The organism is Subdoligranulum sp. APC924/74 (genome assembly GCF_003324125.1).
In the GTDB taxonomy this organism is placed as follows: domain Bacteria; phylum Bacillota; class Clostridia; order Oscillospirales; family Ruminococcaceae; genus Gemmiger; species Gemmiger qucibialis.
In genome coordinates this window covers 37,495-54,248 of sequence record NZ_PSQF01000001.1, presented here as the reverse complement: position 1 = coordinate 54,248, position 16,754 = coordinate 37,495, and the positions used below count along the sequence as shown (strand labels likewise).

Sequence of the window (16,754 nt, the reverse complement as noted above, 5' to 3'; positions counted from 1 at the left end):
TGCAGAGATCTAACGGGGTTATCCTATTTACAGTTCCATATTGTGACTTTTCCGCTTCTGGGATTTCTGCGGTTCTGCGCTGCGCTCTGCCTGCTTTGCATGAAGCTGTGCCAGCACAGAGGGTTTACGCACATTGTCCGCAGTGCGCTCTGCAACACGGCCTGCGTAGTTCACAGGCTGACGTGGCTTATCTGCAACCTCGGTTTCGGCTGCATCCTCGTCCACGCCCAGCGCATCCTCACTACCCTTTTCATCCATGTTGAGCAGAGAGTTCAGCTCCGCAAGGCGCGCAGATTTTTCGGCCAGTTCTGCTTCCTGCGCGAAAGGACGCTTGGCTTCTTCCTTTGCCTGCGCCAACTGCTGTTCCAAGGTTTCCAGTCTGCGTTCCACCTGCGGCAGCGTTCTTTCAATGCCTGCCAGTGCATTGGTAACGCGCAGGATATTACCCAGCGGGTCTTTGCCGACTTCCATCGAATAGTTCCATGCGCCCTTGATGGACAAACGGAACACCTTATCGAAGTTGTCAAACCGGGAGTGCAGTTCAAACGCACCGTAGCTGCCGATTCTGCCCTCGGTGCCAGCCGCCTTCAAAGCCTTACAAGCCTCGATGATGGCCGCGCCCGCTTCCTTGCGTTCGGTGTACACCTTGCCGCTGATCTCCATAGAGAAGTGGTCTTTGTCCTGCGCCAGAAGCGGTTTTGCCTCTTCCATATCCGTTTTCAGTGCTTCGATCTGACCCTTTGCCGCAGTAATTTCTCGTGGATAGCGACGCGCAATATCGGATTCCAGACTATAAATCTGACTGGTGTGATTGGCTTTCAGCAGTTTCAGTTTGCTGACCTGAATATCCAAGTCCATCTTTTCCTTGATGTAGGGATTGCCCGTTGCCAGTGCCTTGATTTCGGCATAGGACAGCGCGGTATCGTCCACATCATCGCAGGCACGGACAGGCGACTTGGATGTCATAATCTGGCTTATAAACTTCTGTTTATTTTCCAGAATCTGCCACATATACGAATCAAACGTATTTTCAGTGACGTAACGATAGATTTTTACCTGCTTATTCCGGTTTCCCTGCCGGAGAATACGTCCTTCCTGCTGTTCTAGGTCAGACGGCTTCCACGGGCAATCCAGATGATGCAGGGCAATCAGCCGATCCTGAATATTGGTTCCTGCGCCAAGTTTCGGCGTAGACCCCATCAGGATACGAACCTGTCCGGCGCGCACCTTTGCAAACAGGTCAGCCTTTTTGGTTTCCGTGTTATACTCGTGAATGAACGCCACTTCTTCACGAGGAACACCTTTCGCCACCAGCTTCTCCCGCACATCATCGTAGACGTTGAATGTGCCATCTGCTTTTGGTGTCGATAAATCGCAAAAAATCAACTGTGTTCCCCTATCCGGGGCAGATTCTTCCCAGACCTTGAACGCATTGTCCACACAGCGATTGACCTTGCTCTCCGGCTCATCCGGCAGCATATCATTGATAAGCCTCTGGTCGAGTGCCAGTTTTCGGCCATCGTTGGTGATCTTGAGCATATTATCGAATCTGGGATTCACATTACCGTTGCGTACAGCCTCGGCGCGGTCAGCAAAGGAACTCACCATTTCTTCCTGTGTTTCGCTGGGCTTCAACACTTCGTTGATGTACTCTGCTTGCGGCACAGGCAGGTTCAGCATATCCGCCGTCTGCACGTCTGCCGATTCCTTGAACAAGGAAATCAGTTCCGGCAGATTAAAAAACCTGGCAAAACGTGTTTTGGCACGGTAGCCCGTCCCTTCCGGTGAAAGCTCGATTGCTGTGACGGTTTCACCAAAGGATGCCGCCCAATCATCGAAGTGGCTCAGTCCCATCTTCTGCAGGGTGTCATACTGGAGATACCGCATAATGGTGTACAGCTCCACCATCGAGTTGCTGACCGGGGTTCCGGTTGCAAAGGTCACGCCCTTGCCGCCTGTCAGTTCGTCCAGATACTGACACTTTGCAAACATATCGCTGGACTTCTGGGCATCGGTCTGGGCGATACCCGCGATATTCCGCATTTTCGTGTAGAGGAACATATTTTTATAGAAATGCGACTCATCCACAAACAGGCGGTCAACCCCCAGTTCCTCAAATGTAACCACATCATCCTTTCTCGTCTGGTCGTTCAGCTTTTGCAGCTTTGCTTCCAGCGTTTTCTTTGTTTTTTCCATCTGCTTGACCGTAAAACTGCGGCTGTCCTCACTCCGGGCATCGGCCAGAGCCAGCGTAATGTCGTCGATTTGACGCTCTACAATGGCTTTCTGCCGTTCCGGGGAGAGCGGCACTCGCTCAAACTGCGAATGACCGATCACGATGGCATCGTAATCACCGGTTGCAATGCGGGAGCAGAACTGCTTTCGATTGCTGGGTTCAAAATCCTTCTTCGTTGCCACCAACACATTCGCATTGGGATAGAGCCGCAGGAAATCCGCGCCCCACTGCTCCGTGAGGTGATTCGGTACCACATAGAGATTCTTCTGCGACAGACCCAGCCTGCGGCTTTCCATGCCGGCAGCAATCATCTGGAAGGTCTTGCCTGCGCCCACGCAATGCGCCAGCAGCGTATTGTTGCCGTACAGAATGTGCGCTACCGCATTTTTCTGGTGCGGCATCAGGGAGATTTCCGGGGTCATGCCCTCGAAGCGGATATGCCTGCCATCGTACTCACGGGGGCGAATCGCATTGAAAATTCGGTTATAGGTCGCACACAAATCCTCACGACGGTCTAAATCCTTGAAAATCCACTGCTTAAACGCTTCCCGAATGGATTCCTGCGCCTGCTGCGCAAGCATCGTTTCCTGCTTATTCAGTACACGGTGGTCGCCATCCGCATCGTGAATCGTATCGTAGATTTTGGTATCCCGGAGGTTCAGCGCATCCTCCAGCAGCTTATAGCCGTTGACGCGCAGGGTTCCGTAAGTGTTGGTAACAAGCGGATTGCCGCGATCCAGCGACTTGCCCGAAATGTTCCATGCACCTGAAATTTCGGAATAGGTTGCCTTAATATCAATCCCGGCATAGTAGTTCGGGGTCTTGAACACTTCTTTCATAAACTGCGTGATATACTCCGGCTTCACCCAGTTCGCACCCAGCCGCACTTCGATTTCCGAAGCATCCAAATCCTTGGGCTGTACCCGTTTGAGGTAATCCACATTGATTTGATATTCAGCATGGTTTGCCGCAAAGATTTCTGCTGTGGCCAGTTTTTCACGAACATTGCCGGACAGGTATTCATCCGAGGTTTCCCACTGCTGTGTCACAGGATTTCGGAAAATCGCACCTACCAGTTCATCCGTGATTTCCTGTTCCGGTTTACCGCAAAGCTGCGCCATAAACGGCACATCCACCTTTGCTTTTTCTCCAATGGAAAGTGCCAGGGCTTCGCTTGGCGTGTCCACCGAGGTAACAGGCTCCGGCTTACGGATGGTACGTTTGGTAAAAATATCGGCAAGCCGTTTGAGATTCTTCTCCTCGTCCAGAATTTCCAGTGATGCCAACAGACAATAGCTGCTGTCCTGCCGGAACGCCCGCTTGTTGGCCGTGCTGTTGATAAGGCCATACTGCGCCTTAAATGCGGTGTACTGCTGTTTCAGTTCATTCTGCAAAAGCTGAACTTCTGCATCCGAACCATCATGCAGCTGGCAATCCAACAGTTTTCGGGTGGTTTCCCGCAGAGCGATCATACCCAGCACCCGCTCTGCGGTTACGGCAGGCAGTTCCACCTTATTCATAAAGGAGTTTTCGCGGTAGTAAATCTGCCCGTCCACGTTCGTGAAGCTGAAATTCTTCACATTTGGGTCTGCCGGAATGGGTTCTTCCTGCACATCCAGTTCATCGTCGGAGATTTCCGGCACTGTGATGGTAGCCTGGATGTTGCCGACCGCCTCTTTTAACTGCCGGGCAAGGTCTGCACCCTCGATTGGCTTGACCGTTGTTTCCTGCTTGCCGTACTGGGTACTTTCCGTGGTGATCTCCCCCAGCACCATCTCAGGATGCTGCGCAAAATACTGGTTGATGGAATATCCCTCCGACGTTTCACCGAGATCCACCCAGTCAGCCCGCTCCACCGCTGCACGGTCACGCTTCTGCAGGAACAGAATGTCAGCAACCACGCCCGTGTTGGCATTGCGCTGGAACGCATTGTTCGGCAGACGAATCGCGCCTACCAGATCGGCACGGTTGGCAAGGTACTCACGGACAGAGGAATCCTTCTTATCCATCGTACCGCTGGACGTTACCACCGCCACCGCACCGCCCGGACGCACAAGGTCAAGGCTCTTGGCGATAAAATAATCGTGGATGAGGAAATTGTGGCGGTCATACCGCTTATCCGGTACCTTGTAATTGCCGAAAGGTACGTTACCCACAACACAGTCAAAGAAACTGTCCGGGAACTGCATCGTTTCAAAGCCCTGCACCGCAATCTTGTTTTTCTGGTACAACTGCTGTGCAATGCGGCCCGAAATGCTATCCAGCTCCACGCCGTACATCCGAATCTTCTCCATGCTGTCCGGCACCAGACCCATGAAATTGCCGACACCACAGGACGGTTCCAGCACATTGCCTTTGGACAATCCCATATTGCCCAGGGCTTCATACATTGCCTTGATGACCGTAGGGGAAGTGTAAAATGCATTCAGGGTACTGGCACGGGCTTCCTTATACTCATCTGCCGTGAGCAGGGACTGCAGTTCGGCATACTCTTTCGACCACTCCGCATTGCTTTCATCGAACGCCTGCGGAATGCCGCCCCAGCCCACATACCGGGAGAGTATCTCCTGCTCCTCTGCGGTAGCCTGCCGCTGCTCTGCATCCAGCGTTTGCAGCACCCGAATGGCCTCCACATTGGCTTTATACTTTGTTTTCGGTCCTCCTGCACCGAGATCATCATCCGTAATGCGGAAGTTCATAGGCTCCTGTTTGGGCTGTGCTGGCAGTTCTATCGCACCGCTGTCCAGCGGAAGATTGTGCTGCCGCCGTGCATGGTTGACCTCTGCCGGGGTCATAGGCTTCTGCGTCAGCGGTTCAAGGGCTTCCTCTGCTGCTGCACGGCTGATGGCATCCGTTCTGTTCTGCACATCTGCGATCAGCTGCATCTGTTCCGGCAGAAACTCAGGATTCAGCAAATCTTCCAACTCGCCACCCGATTCTGCCACCGAATAGATCACATCCATCTGCTCCGGGGAAAAATCCTCGTAGGCCACGCCAGCATTGTGCAGAGCCGTAAAGACTGTGATTTCCACCGCTTCTTCCATCGGCACATCGGCCTGTTCGTACAAATGCCGAATGTACTCCAGCGGTTCCGTTCGGAAGATCGGATACCGGGCTTCTTTCGCAAGGGTCATGTCCTGCAAGCTGACCGTTCCCTGTTCAAAGTTGACCGAATCCACACGGAACTCTCTATCGTCCAGTTCAACGATGGTATTGACTGGCAGATATTCCTCTCTGCGGAAATACTTTGTCTGCGCATGGGTTCCATCTTCCTGCTGGCCGGACAGATAGACGCTCTCCCCCTGTTTCCAGAGCTTCTTTGCCTGTGAGGCCCACTGTTCACGCGGAAAACCAGATACATCAACCTTGCCGAGTGCGGTTTCCTTTTCCAACAGCTTGCTGCCAAGAAATTCTGAAACGCGCTTTGCATCCTCGCCGTAGAACTCAAAGTTACCGTGCTGCTCGTAGCCGACCAGCGCATTCGGGTAACGCTCTTTCAGCGCGTTATACTCGTTGGCGGCATCCAGCGGCAGGGGCTGCAGCGTCTGCTCCGAAGGCTTTTCATCTGCAATGGACACATCTTTTTGGGGTTCCTCAACCGCTGCGGCGGTTGACTGCTCTTTCGATTGCGCTTCCTGCTCCATGAAGTCAAACATGGACATCTGCCCCTGTTCAGGAACCGCAATCTCAACAGCCCTCTTCTTTTCCGGGAAAATCGTGTACGTTCCATCGACATACTGGTGCAGGATAGAGAGGAATTCTGCCTTGCGCTCATATTCCTCGGAATCCAGCGGCACAGACAGCAGTGCCTTGTCCATCTGCTCCAGAAGTTCCGCTGCTTGTTCGAGGTCTGTCAGCTTTTCAACAAGAGCCTTTCGTCCTTCTTCATGGTAAAGGTCTTGCGGGTAAGGCCGCTCCACGTTGTTCGGCAGATGGTGATAGAAGCCCATCACCCGCATTGCCATCTTCTCTCGCTCATAAGAAGGCATTCGGGAGTAGTCTGCCGGCTTCAAATATTCACTGTCACGGATAAGCCGGTCAATTCGGCCTGCGGCCTGATTCCAGTTCAGATGAACACTGGCATACGGATTCCCGTATGGGCCACGCTCCAAAGCAATACCCCTGCCATCGTGATCTTCGTGAGAATCGTCTGCCCCGCAGAGTGCATGGCTGCTGCCGCCGATCCCGTAATGCTCTTTCAGGAAGTCAGCCCGTTCTTTTTTGTCCTCATGATTCAGGAAGAACGAATAGATTGCCAGCCGACTGTCCGAATAATTGCTTCCCCGCGTGAAATAAGCGTTTATTTCATCTTCCGTAATGAACTTCTTGTACTCATTCCAGTGAAAGCCATCTCGCGCCGAGTAGTTCTGATAAGGCTTTGCAAACTGCTGGAACAGAGCTGCCACTTTATCCGGCTTATAAAAGTGCATCCGCATCAGGTCTTTATCTTCGGCGTAGGCTTCCCCCAGCGCAGATAATCTGTCGTTTAGGTCAGTCAGAAAATCCGTATCATCCAGCAAGCCTGCCAGCCTGTCTGTCAGTTCCGGGAAACCGCCCCTGAAGATTGCTGTATCCTGAAACACTGCTTCGGCAACACCGTCTGCCAAGTCACGTTCCATATAAGCCAACGTCTGCGCGTGTTCCTGTAAGGCGTTCTGCCGTGCAGCATCCAGAACCGCCTGCGGAGCATACTCGCCCTGCCGGAGCAGTTCATGGATACGATTGCTCACATCCTCCCAGGATAAAAACGCATTGGCAAGCGTACCGCCCTTTGCCGTGCTGCCTACTGCAATACGCAGCCCTAAATCATCGAACCAGACTGCATACTTTGCGCCGTCAATTTCAAAGCCTTTGCCGCCCGTACCATATTCGTTTTTCACGAACTCCGTGTATTCTTCCGGGGTTTTCTCGACCATGAAATTGTAGATCAGACGAAGCTGACCTTTACTGCGGTTGCTGCCCGTGCGCAGAATTTCATCGACCACTTCGGAATCAAGTGCAATTTCATCCGCATACCGCGCCTGGATCGGTGCTTCGATAGCGCGGATCTGCTGTTCCACGGTCGGCAAATCAGGAAAAGAAAAAGCAGAGGCAATTTCTTCCTCTGCTTCGCTCAAATCCTGTTCCGTTGTCGGTTCAGTTAATTGTACACCAATTCCTTCAAGACGATCTCCTCGGCCATCGCCGTCAGGTTGTTCTGGTGCGCTGCCCATGCCAGCGGGTCTTTCTCCTTGCTCGGTGCCGGGAACTTCTCGTTCAGGCTGTCCAGCAGCGTTTCCACCCGGCTCTCCGCTGCTTCCTCGATCTGCGCCAGATGCTGGTTCAGCCTGCCGCTCATCAGCATACTCTGATACCAGTTCTTGCGGTTCTCTTTCAGATACGTCCTGCGCAGCATCCCGTACTTCCCGATGATCTGCGGCTCGTCCTTCACGGCCAGATTCGGGAACAGATAATCTCCCTTGCGGTAATACGTCAACTCCATTTTCTTGTCCTCCTTTGGTCGTGTTTTCTCCGGTTTCGTACTTTAATGTGTTAAAGTCCGTATTGGTATTATACAAGCTGTCAACGGATTTTTCAAGCTGCTGCGTGATTTCTTTTTTGTAAATTTTCCGCATCTCTCGGCCAATGTCAAAAAGAACCGCTTCGCACTGTTCGGAAACCGCGTTGCCAAGGAACGACAGCACCGGCAGCTTGTTGAAATCCACAATGCGGATAAAGTCATCATCGTCCAGCACATCCATAGGCTCCTGCCCGCAGCGGCGGGAAAGCGTATAGAAGATACTGTTGGTCATCAGTTCCCGAAAGCGGACACGGATGTTATCTTCGTCCAGTTCTTCCAGGAACGTATCCGCCACCTCATAGGCCAGACCATCCATCGCTTCATCCAGATTGTCGGCGGTCAACTGCTGTGCCAGTTCCATCAGGGCGGTGTTCATGCTGTCTGTCTGGGATAAACCATAGGTATCTTCCAGATGGTCTAAGATAGCCTGCTCATGCTCGTGGCTGTCCAGATTCCATAAGAGCGGTGTTTTTCCGCCGCGCACCAGATGGGTGTCAGCAATATCGAACACATACCGCAGCTTGGTACGCGGTCCGGTATCATCCAGAAGCGCGATGCCTTTTGCGCCACGGTTGACCCATCGGCTCATTTTCTGATTCCAGAGTTCCAGTTCTGCGCAGGCGGTTGCATCGGGCCGCTGTGCGTGGATCAGGAGTGTATCGGTGAACGAATAGCGATACAGCCGCGCCGCCACATCCAGATAACTCATCCAGTCCTGTGGCGAGTTACTGACATACCGGGCGCTCTGCTGCGCCAATTCTCGAATATCGTTAATCTGTGGCAAGGGTCAAACCTCCTTTATGTTTTCTTTTTCATCGGTGCTTTGGGAAATTCCAGACTGTACTGTGCGCGGCCCTCTTCGACGCGCATCACAAGATCAGCGGCGAATGTCTTATCTTTTTTCGCGGAATAAAAGTCTTTTACATGGGTGCGGCCTTTCTTCAAAAGGTCTACCGCCATCTTCTTGTCCAGCGTTTTTCTCATGTTGGACAAGTATCTGCTTTCTTTCCAGAGTGCAAATTTGCAGCTACGGTCTGCACAACAAAAACTAAGTTTGCTCTCATGTACAGGATTGCCGCAGACCGGGCAGCTTCCTACGCTTACCTTATTATGATGGGGAGCTGCCGCGACGGTAGGAATCTGCCGGAGGTCAGCCAGCATCTTATCGAGCAATCCGTGGATGCCCTGCATAAAATCATGGGGCTTGATCTCGCCGCGCTCCATCCGCAGCAGATCATTTTCCCATTCGGCTGTCATGCTGGCGGATTTCAGGTAGTCCGGGATGTTGTGAATTACCGCCACCCCCTCCTCCGTGGGAATCATCTGCTTGCCTTTACGCTGCACATAGCCGGAGGATACCAGCTTTTCCAAAATCGCAGCGCGCGTTGCAGGGGTTCCCAGACCTTTCTTCTCCGTGTCCTTTTCAAATTCCTTGTTGCCTGCGGTTTCCATGGCCGACAGCAGGGTATCTTCGGTGTAGACTTTCGGCGGTGAAGTAAAGCCCTGCTTTTTCTCTGCCCGTACCACCGGAAGAACCATTCCTTGCTCCATCTTTTTCGGAAGCGGCACAACCTTGTCCTTTTCCGGCTCTACGAACGGAACAGGCTTTGCCGTATATCCGGGCTGCAAAATTTCCTTATACTTTGCTGTAAAATTCTGTCCCTGACAGCATACCGTCACCAGCACATCCTCATAGATGAACGGCGGTTGCACGGCCAGCAGCAGTTTCCAGATGATAAGCGAAAGAATCTTCTGTTTGGTTTCGGACAACTTTTCCTTATTACACTTTGCGCCCTGCATCGTCGGCAGGATCGCGTGGTGGTCTGTGACTTTGCTGTTATTGATAACGCAGCTCACATCCACAGTCTGGCCATCCAGAGCCAGTACCAGAGATTCCACTGTCTTGCGCATATCCTCGGTCACAAACTGGCTGTCCGTTCTGGGATATGTCACCAGCTTTTCTTCATACAGTTCCTGTGCCGCCTGCAAGGTCTGGCTTGCAGGCAGACCATAATAGCGGTTTGCTTCTCGCTGCAAGGTCGTTAGGTCATACAGCTTCGGGGGCTTCTTCTCCACTCGCTTGCGCTCGATGCTGCCGACCACCGCACACTGACCATCGCAAGCGGCCTGCATAGCATCCGCGTCCTGCTCCTGCGCCATCTGTTCCGATACAGCCACGACACCTGCGCCAAACAGTTCCACTTTATAATAAGGTTCTTTTACGAAGTTCTTGATTTGGGCCTGCCGTTCGGCCAGCATCGCCAGCGTCGGGGTCTGCACACGGCCAATGGTCTGCTTTCTGCCGTACTTTTTTGTGAAAGCACGAGTGCCGTTCATGCCGATCAGCCAATCCGCTTTTGCTCTGCACTCGGACGCTGCAAACAGGTTGTCATACGCTGCGCCGTCTTTCAGGTTCTCAAAGCCCTGCTGGATAGCGGCATCCTCCATACTGCTGATCCACAGCCGCTTGATGGGGAGTTTACTTCCGGCAAGAGCATACACACGGCGGAAAATCGCTTCGCCCTCGCGTCCTGCATCGCAGGCGTTCACCACATAATCGAATTTCTTGCTGCGGAGCAGTTTGCGCAGAACATTGAACTGCGGCTTCTTGGTATTGTGTACCAGCAGTTTCCACTCAACAGGGAGAATCGGCAAATCCTCAAAACGCCAGTTTTCATAGCGTTCATCGTAGTGTTCCGGGGCTGCATACTCTGCCAAATGTCCCAGACACCAGCTTACCACGCAATTCCCACCCTCCAGATACCCGTCCTCCTGCCGGTATGCACCGATCACTTTTGCAATGGATTTCGATACACTCGGTTTTTCTGCAATCACCAAATATTTCAACGCTTTCTCCTTTTTGAAAAAAGCAGGGATAGCCTTTCGACTACCCCTGCCCCCTTATCTCACGGTTTTACTCCTGCTGGCTGTCCTCGTTCACAGTCGCAAGGCTCTGGTCGGTTTCCAGATTTTCACTCTGCGGCGTTTCTTCTTTCGGCTTCGGCTTATAAATGTAGAAGTAGAAGAAAGCACCTGCACCGCCCAGTGCCGCCACGAACACCAGCAGCAGAATCTTATTCATGCCACCGCTCGATTCCTCTTTCGGTTCTTCGATTTCCACATCCGGGGTAGGTTCGGGTTTGGTTTCGGGCAGAACTACCGCAGGCGTTTCTTCTTCCTGCTTGCCGTTCCGCTCTTCATCGTCCAGAAACTCCTGCAAATCGTACTCGTCGATCATCGAGAGCATATAGACGTTCTCATTGTTCCGCGCCCGGTCAATCACCAGAAAGAACGTGTTGCCGCCCTTGGTCTTTACTGTGAAGAACTCCTTGCTGGGGTCATCTACGATGTTGTCCTCCACCTCGCCGTTGCCTGCGATGGTGAACGGGATCTTTTCTTCCTCCGTTGGCTCGGCTTCCTCGACCACTTGCACAGGTTCCTCCGCCACCGCAGTGGTATCCACATAAGCAAAGACCGGTGTCGAAAAGCCCACTGCCATCAGCAGGGTCAGAATTGTGCTGGGGATAACAACTCCCAGCCGTTTAAGCATCTTTTTCAATCGCTTCCTCCGTTTCTGCTTCTTCCGAAGCGTTGTTTACAGCGGTCAGGAACGTCACATTGCCCGCCTGAATGTTGTCCAGCAGAGCCAGCAGTTCGCGCCCGCCCATCTTGGTGCTGCGGATGGCACGAATGATCTCGCTGTCCTCTTCCTTTTTCTGTGCTGCCCGGATGGTTCTCAGCCGTTCTTCCAGTTCCGCGATCTGCTGTTCGGTCTTTTCGGCTTCATCCAGATATTTCTGTAATTTTTTGCCCATCGGCCCTCCTTTCAGTTGATGCGGCCAAAGCCTAAAAAGTGGCTTTGCCAGTAGGTCGAATTGATGCTGGTATAGGAAATGGGGTCGCCGCAGTGGATCATCATGCCATTGCCGACGTAGATTCCAACGTGCGACGCGCCAACGGTGTTATAGGTTTTCTCAAAGAAAATCAGGTCGCCGGGCTTTGCATCCGCAGGGGAAACATAACTGCACTTCCCGCGCAGGCCGTTGGCTGTTGTACGCCCAACGCTCCACCCATTGCCGCAGTTATTGATAACCCAGCATACGAAGCCGGAACAGTCAAAACTGGTGCTTGGGGAACTGCCGCCCCACACATACGGCATACCTAGATACTTTTCGGCTTCCTCAATCATCCTTGCGAACTTTTCATCCGAAAGGGCTTCCGAAGGAATATTATACTTGAAACCACCGCCGGAACCACCAGTACCGCCGCCCGTGCCGATACTGCCCGTTGTGCCGCCGCTGTAAGTCGGGGAGCCTGCGCCGAACAGTTCCGGGCGGTTGCCGTAGGTCAGGTTATAGGCATCGTATCGTCCGGTCTGCTTCCGGTTCATGTTCTTCCGCGCGATGGTATCGAAGCCCTTATTTTTCAGCAGGACATTGAGAATTTTATACTCGTACTCCACTTCTTCCTGATAGGTATAGGTTTCCATGCTGATGTTTCCAAAAGCGTCAATCGTTGGCCGAATCCCTACTCTGGTTTCCATGCGAGTGCGAATCTCAATTGTTTCCCACACTTTCAGGAGATACTGTTGCTTGAACAGTTCCTTGATAACAGGCTTAACCTGTCCTCTGGTGAACTGCTCATAAACTGCCGTCAAATGAGAAATCAGCTGATACGGGTCATGGCCGATCTCGTCCAGCTGATAGCGGTATTCATCATAGCCCGGATGGGTGGATTCCATCTGCCGAATCTGCTTATCCAGTTCTTTTTCCAGCTCCAGATAATCCTCTTCTGCACCTTTCATGTCGGCATCCTTGCTGGGGTAGGTCGTTCCCACAAAGGTACTACCCGTTCCCTGAATCGCTGCACCACAGCTTGAAAAGGCTCCCAGCATTACCATCACCAGCAGGATACCCACTCCAATACTGACCCACAGGGTTTTATTCTGCGCGACGATCTCCTGCACCGCCGCTTTCGCTTTTTCCGTAATGGTGTTGGTTGCCGCTGCTGCCTGCTTGCTGGCGGCAGTTCCGGCTTTCTGGCCGCGCTTGGCGGCTGCATAAGCATCCTTATACTGCTTTTTCTGGTAAAACTTCGCACCGACTGTTTTTGATTCACCTCCTGCGGCAGTCGGCGGTGGTTGGGGCTGTTTCTTTTTCAGCGGCGGTTCTGCTGCATTTTCTGCAGTACCGCCCTCGCTCTCGGAGAATTTCAGGCGGCTGGACTTCTGATCCTCGCCACCTCTTTTCTCTGCTCTGGCAGATTTGTCTTTGGGCTTTTTCCTGCCTTTGACAAAGTGGTGCAGGCGTTCGGCGACTTCTTCCGACTTATGAGCAGCTTCCACGCCGGAATTGTCCTTTTCTACCTGATGTACTTTCTGATGGGCATACCCGGTGGCGGTGTCCACTCCTTTCTTGGCCACCTTTTTAACGCCCATCTCCATGCCACGGACAATGCCGCCTTTTTCATCCTCAAAAGAAAGTCGGCCTTTCTTTGCGGTCTGCGGCTCTACATCCGCTTCCGCAGGCGCATCCTTTGGCTTGCCCTCTTCCTGATGGGCTTTGTAATAGTCTGCGCTCTGCTTGGCGGTGCTGTGATGCCGGGGTGTTTCCTCCTTCCCATCCTCGGCATCCATACAGATTTCTTCGTCCACGACAGGTTCTTCGTCTGTTTCCTTTTCCGCAGTTTCTTTTGCCGAATCTTCCTTCTCCGGCTTTTCTTCTGCGGTTGCGGACTTCTGTTCCCCGGTGCGGAGGATTTCATCCACCAGACCATCCTTGGTCATTTTCTGGACGATTTGATCTCTGCCCCGAAACTTTTTGTCTGCTATGGAAATCACCTCCTTCCGGCTGGAGCCGTCATGCGAGCAGGGCTGCGTGGGTTTCCCACTTATCAAGCACCTGCTCCAGCTTCCGGGCAAAGGCGATCAGACGGGTATTCACTTCCTCACGGTCAAGATAACCGCGGGCTTCCATGTGAAAGCCGTCAGTCAGTTCATCGGCCAGTGTGCCAACGGCATAGAAATCTTCCAGCACCGTATGCACCACCGATTCTTCATCGTGGAAGTTGAGCGGCTCCATCTCACCAAAGGGCGGGCCGGAATCACTTTCGTGCGGCTCCATGTCAGAGTGATGATGAATCTTACGGCTCAGTCGGTCAAAAATGTTCGGTGTGTTCATGCTTCTTTTTTCTCCTTGTATTTTCCCATCTCATTGGGCTTCGTTGTCATCAGACTGTACAGTTTCAGCGAAGTATCGAACTTATCCTTAAACGGGATAATCGTGTTGCCGTAGAACAGCAGCCCCTCGCCCTCGTTGCTGTTCGTCACATACGACAGCTGGAACGGTGAAATATTCAGCTGCTTTGCAAGGATTTGTCGGTCGCCGGATGCCTGGTTGAGCATATAAATAAAATCGCTGTTCTCGAAGATATTCTCGATTTCCCGGCTGGCGAGTAAATCCTTGATGTTCTGCGTAATTCCTGTCGGTACACCGCCCCATTTTCGGAACCGCTTCCAGATTTCGACGCTGTATGCTGCGGTCTGTTCCTCTTTCAGCAGGAGGTGGAACTCGTCTATATAGTACCGGGTGTTCTTTTTGCTGTTGCGGTTGATGGTAACGCGGTTCCAGACCTGATCCTGGACGATGAGCATACCCAGTTTTTTCAGCTGTTTGCCCAACTCTTTGATATCGAAACAGATAATTCTGTTATCCAGTTGCACATTGGTCTGGTGATTGAACACTCGCAGCGAACCATTGACGTAGATTTCCAATGCCGTGGCGATACGCTGCGCCTGCCGCTCTTTCTGCTCCCGCAGGCAGTCGTACAGATCACCGAGCGTTGGCATATTTTCCGGCTTCGGGTCGTTCAGATACTTCTGATAGACCAGCGGCAGGCAGCGGTCAATGACCGACTTTTCTTCCGGCTCCATGCCATCCCGTGCGCCCATGATAAGTTCGCACAGGGAAAGAATGAAGTCCGATTTCATGCCCAGCGGGTTATCATCGTCCGCATAGTTGAGGTTAATGTCCATCGGGTTGATGTAGTCCTTACTGGTGGACGAGATGTGAATGACCTGACCGCCCAACGCTTCCACCAGCGGATAATACTCGCCCTCCGGGTCTGCCACGATAATATCGTCCGTTGTGGTAAAGAACACATTGGTGATCTCACGCTTTGCACTGAACGACTTACCGCTGCCTGGTGTGCCGAGGATCAGGCCGTTCGGGTTTTTGAGTTGTTTGCGGTCTGCCATAATCATGTTGTTGGATACCGCATTCAGACCGTAATAGAGGGAATCTCCCTCCATGAAAAGCTCCTGCGTAGTGAAGGGAACAAAGATTGCCGTGGAAGTGGTGGTCAGTGCGCGCTTAATGGGAACGAGATTATTTGCCAGCGGCAGGCTGCTCATAAGGCCCTGTTCCTGCAAATAATCCAGACGGTTCAGTGTGCAGTTGAACTTCTGAGCGATACCAGCAGTCTGAAACACAGCACTATCCAGCTCCTGTTTGGTCTTGGCCGTATTGAGGAACAGCACCGTAACAAGGAACATACGCTCATTGCGGCTTTGCAGATCATCCAGAATCTTCTTGGCCTCGCCGCCATAAGTTGCAAGGTCGCTCGGAATAATTTCCATATCATAACCAGACCTCACAGCTTTCTTCTGTTCCTCGATTTTCATACGGTCCAGGTCGGTAATTTTGCCCTTGATCAGTTTGATGGCTTTCAACTGGTCTACCGACTGCACATGGATGCTGACCACCAGATTTTTGTCCATATCCAGAAACTCGGCCAGCACCTTATCCGTCAGTTCCGGGGCAAGGATGTTCAGATAGGATGCTGCACCATAGGTGTCTCCCATCATAAAGTCCTTGCCACTCTTGAACAGGAAACTGGTCGGGGCAATGAAGTCTTTGGTCGTCATGCCGCTCTGCAGGATGCGGTCATAGCTAAAATCGAACTTCTGCTGTTCTTCCTGATGAAAGGTTTCGTACATGATCTGAAGCCGTTCCACGCCGTTCAGCGGGTAGGCTTTCACGCCCAGCACCTTGAAATTATTGAGAATATCGGTTTCGATACGCTCTAACCGGGGCTTTGCTTCCCGGACACTTTTCGCTTCAATGCTGAATGTGATGTACTTCGTCCGAACCAGACCGTTATTGCCCTTGGCAAGCTGCTGTTTCAACATCTGCGCATATTCCATACGCACATCGTCAAACGCGTCGTGCTGCGGCTCGATCTGGATCACCCTGTTGTACTCGCTCATATCGCTCTTGTGGTTGATGAACGAAAGCTGAAAGCGGATGCTGGCATCGAAGTAGTTGAGGAAGTCGCACCAGCTTTCAAAGATGGTGTTTTTATCCTCGTTCTGCGCCAGCTGGTAGTTGATATCGTAGAATCGGACGGTTTTGGAATACAGATGTTCCTCCACCCGGCAGATACCGTCGCGCCCCATTTCCAGATACGGAATGGAACGCTGCACGGTCAACCGTTGTTCCTTTTCGTTCCTTTCGGGTTTACGAAAGAACTTCTGGAAGAAGCCGCCGAGTTGCGGTTTCTTCTTCGGTTCACTTTTTACCAAGAATGCCTCCTTTCTTCTGGATCGGTGCTGCGGTTTCCAGTTCCCGGTCATACAGGTTTTCGACTTCATAGCGCCGCACTGCAGGCCGCTTAAATCGGACGCTGATGAAATTCGTCAGAATGGTTTCAAGGTGCATCCCGTTTTTCTCATACAACGCAAAGAAAAACTCCGGCAGCATCAGGAGCACCATGCCTGCTGCCGCATTGCTGGTTCCCAGCGTATCGCGCGTGAGGAAATAAAACGGAACGCCAATGCCTGCCGCGAACCCCATACATACAAGCTGGCGTTTCGTCAGGTTCAGAAAGACCTTATTCTTTACTTTAGAAAGGTCTTTGGGAATCGTTACATAGGCCATTTATCACCAGAACAGCACGACC

The 16,754-nt window shown here is 52.3% G+C and carries 9 protein-coding genes; all 9 read right to left on the bottom strand.

Translation table 11 applies throughout. The features are described 5' to 3' along the window. Positions 1-27: 27 nt before the first annotated feature. Positions 28-5,880, bottom strand: coding sequence for an Eco57I restriction-modification methylase domain-containing protein (locus C4885_RS00230; RefSeq protein WP_242979442.1), 5,853 nt, complete (start codon positions 5,878-5,880; stop codon positions 28-30). A 1,496-nt stretch (positions 5,881-7,376) separates the two neighbouring features. After that, the gene (locus C4885_RS00225; protein WP_113998506.1) at positions 7,377-7,718 is read right to left on the bottom strand and encodes a TnpV protein; all 342 of its coding nucleotides are present in this window, start codon (positions 7,716-7,718) and stop codon (positions 7,377-7,379) included. Positions 7,719-8,594: 876 nt separating this feature from the next. Further along, complete coding sequence (gene topB, locus C4885_RS00220; protein WP_113998505.1) at positions 8,595-10,643, bottom strand: type IA DNA topoisomerase; 2,049 nt, start codon at positions 10,641-10,643, stop codon at positions 8,595-8,597. A gap of 67 nt (positions 10,644-10,710) precedes the next feature. After that, a complete protein-coding gene (locus C4885_RS00215; protein ID WP_242979441.1) occupies positions 10,711-11,346 on the bottom strand; it encodes a DUF4366 domain-containing protein in 636 nt (211 codons plus the stop codon). After that, positions 11,339-11,611: a DUF4315 family protein gene (locus C4885_RS00210; protein WP_055187021.1), complete on the bottom strand. Its 273-nt coding sequence runs from the start codon at positions 11,609-11,611 to the stop codon at positions 11,339-11,341. The genes C4885_RS00215 and C4885_RS00210 overlap by 8 nt, the downstream gene beginning before the upstream one ends. An 11-nt stretch (positions 11,612-11,622) precedes the next feature. Beyond that, the gene (locus C4885_RS00205; RefSeq protein ID WP_113998503.1) at positions 11,623-13,635 is read right to left on the bottom strand and encodes a C40 family peptidase; all 2,013 of its coding nucleotides are present in this window, start codon (positions 13,633-13,635) and stop codon (positions 11,623-11,625) included. Between the two features lie 19 nt (positions 13,636-13,654). After that, positions 13,655-13,975, bottom strand: a complete 321-nt coding sequence (locus tag C4885_RS00200; protein WP_113998502.1) for a hypothetical protein — start codon at positions 13,973-13,975, stop codon at positions 13,655-13,657. Continuing rightward, a complete protein-coding gene (locus C4885_RS00195; RefSeq protein WP_242979409.1) occupies positions 13,972-16,446 on the bottom strand; it encodes a VirB4-like conjugal transfer ATPase, CD1110 family in 2,475 nt (824 codons plus the stop codon). Before C4885_RS00195 ends, C4885_RS00200 begins: the two co-directional genes overlap by 4 nt. Further along, a complete protein-coding gene (locus tag C4885_RS00190; protein ID WP_113998500.1) occupies positions 16,364-16,732 on the bottom strand; it encodes a PrgI family protein in 369 nt (122 codons plus the stop codon). The genes C4885_RS00195 and C4885_RS00190 overlap by 83 nt, the downstream gene beginning before the upstream one ends. Positions 16,733-16,754 lie beyond the last annotated feature (22 nt).

What these genes read in the sequence shown, in the direction of transcription:
- C4885_RS00230 (WP_242979442.1), bottom strand. Translation starts at nt 5,880, where the DNA reads ATGGAGCAGGAAGCGCAATCGAAAGAGCAGTCAACCGCCGCAGCGGTT.
- C4885_RS00225 (WP_113998506.1), bottom strand. Translation starts at nt 7,718, where the DNA reads ATGGAGTTGACGTATTACCGCAAGGGAGATTATCTGTTCCCGAATCTG.
- C4885_RS00215 (WP_242979441.1), bottom strand. Translation starts at nt 11,346, where the DNA reads ATGCTTAAACGGCTGGGAGTTGTTATCCCCAGCACAATTCTGACCCTG.
- C4885_RS00210 (WP_055187021.1), bottom strand. Translation starts at nt 11,611, where the DNA reads ATGGGCAAAAAATTACAGAAATATCTGGATGAAGCCGAAAAGACCGAA.
- C4885_RS00200 (WP_113998502.1), bottom strand. Translation starts at nt 13,975, where the DNA reads ATGAACACACCGAACATTTTTGACCGACTGAGCCGTAAGATTCATCAT.
- C4885_RS00195 (WP_242979409.1), bottom strand. Translation starts at nt 16,446, where the DNA reads ATGAAGTCGAAAACCTGTATGACCGGGAACTGGAAACCGCAGCACCGA.
- C4885_RS00190 (WP_113998500.1), bottom strand. Translation starts at nt 16,732, where the DNA reads ATGGCCTATGTAACGATTCCCAAAGACCTTTCTAAAGTAAAGAATAAG.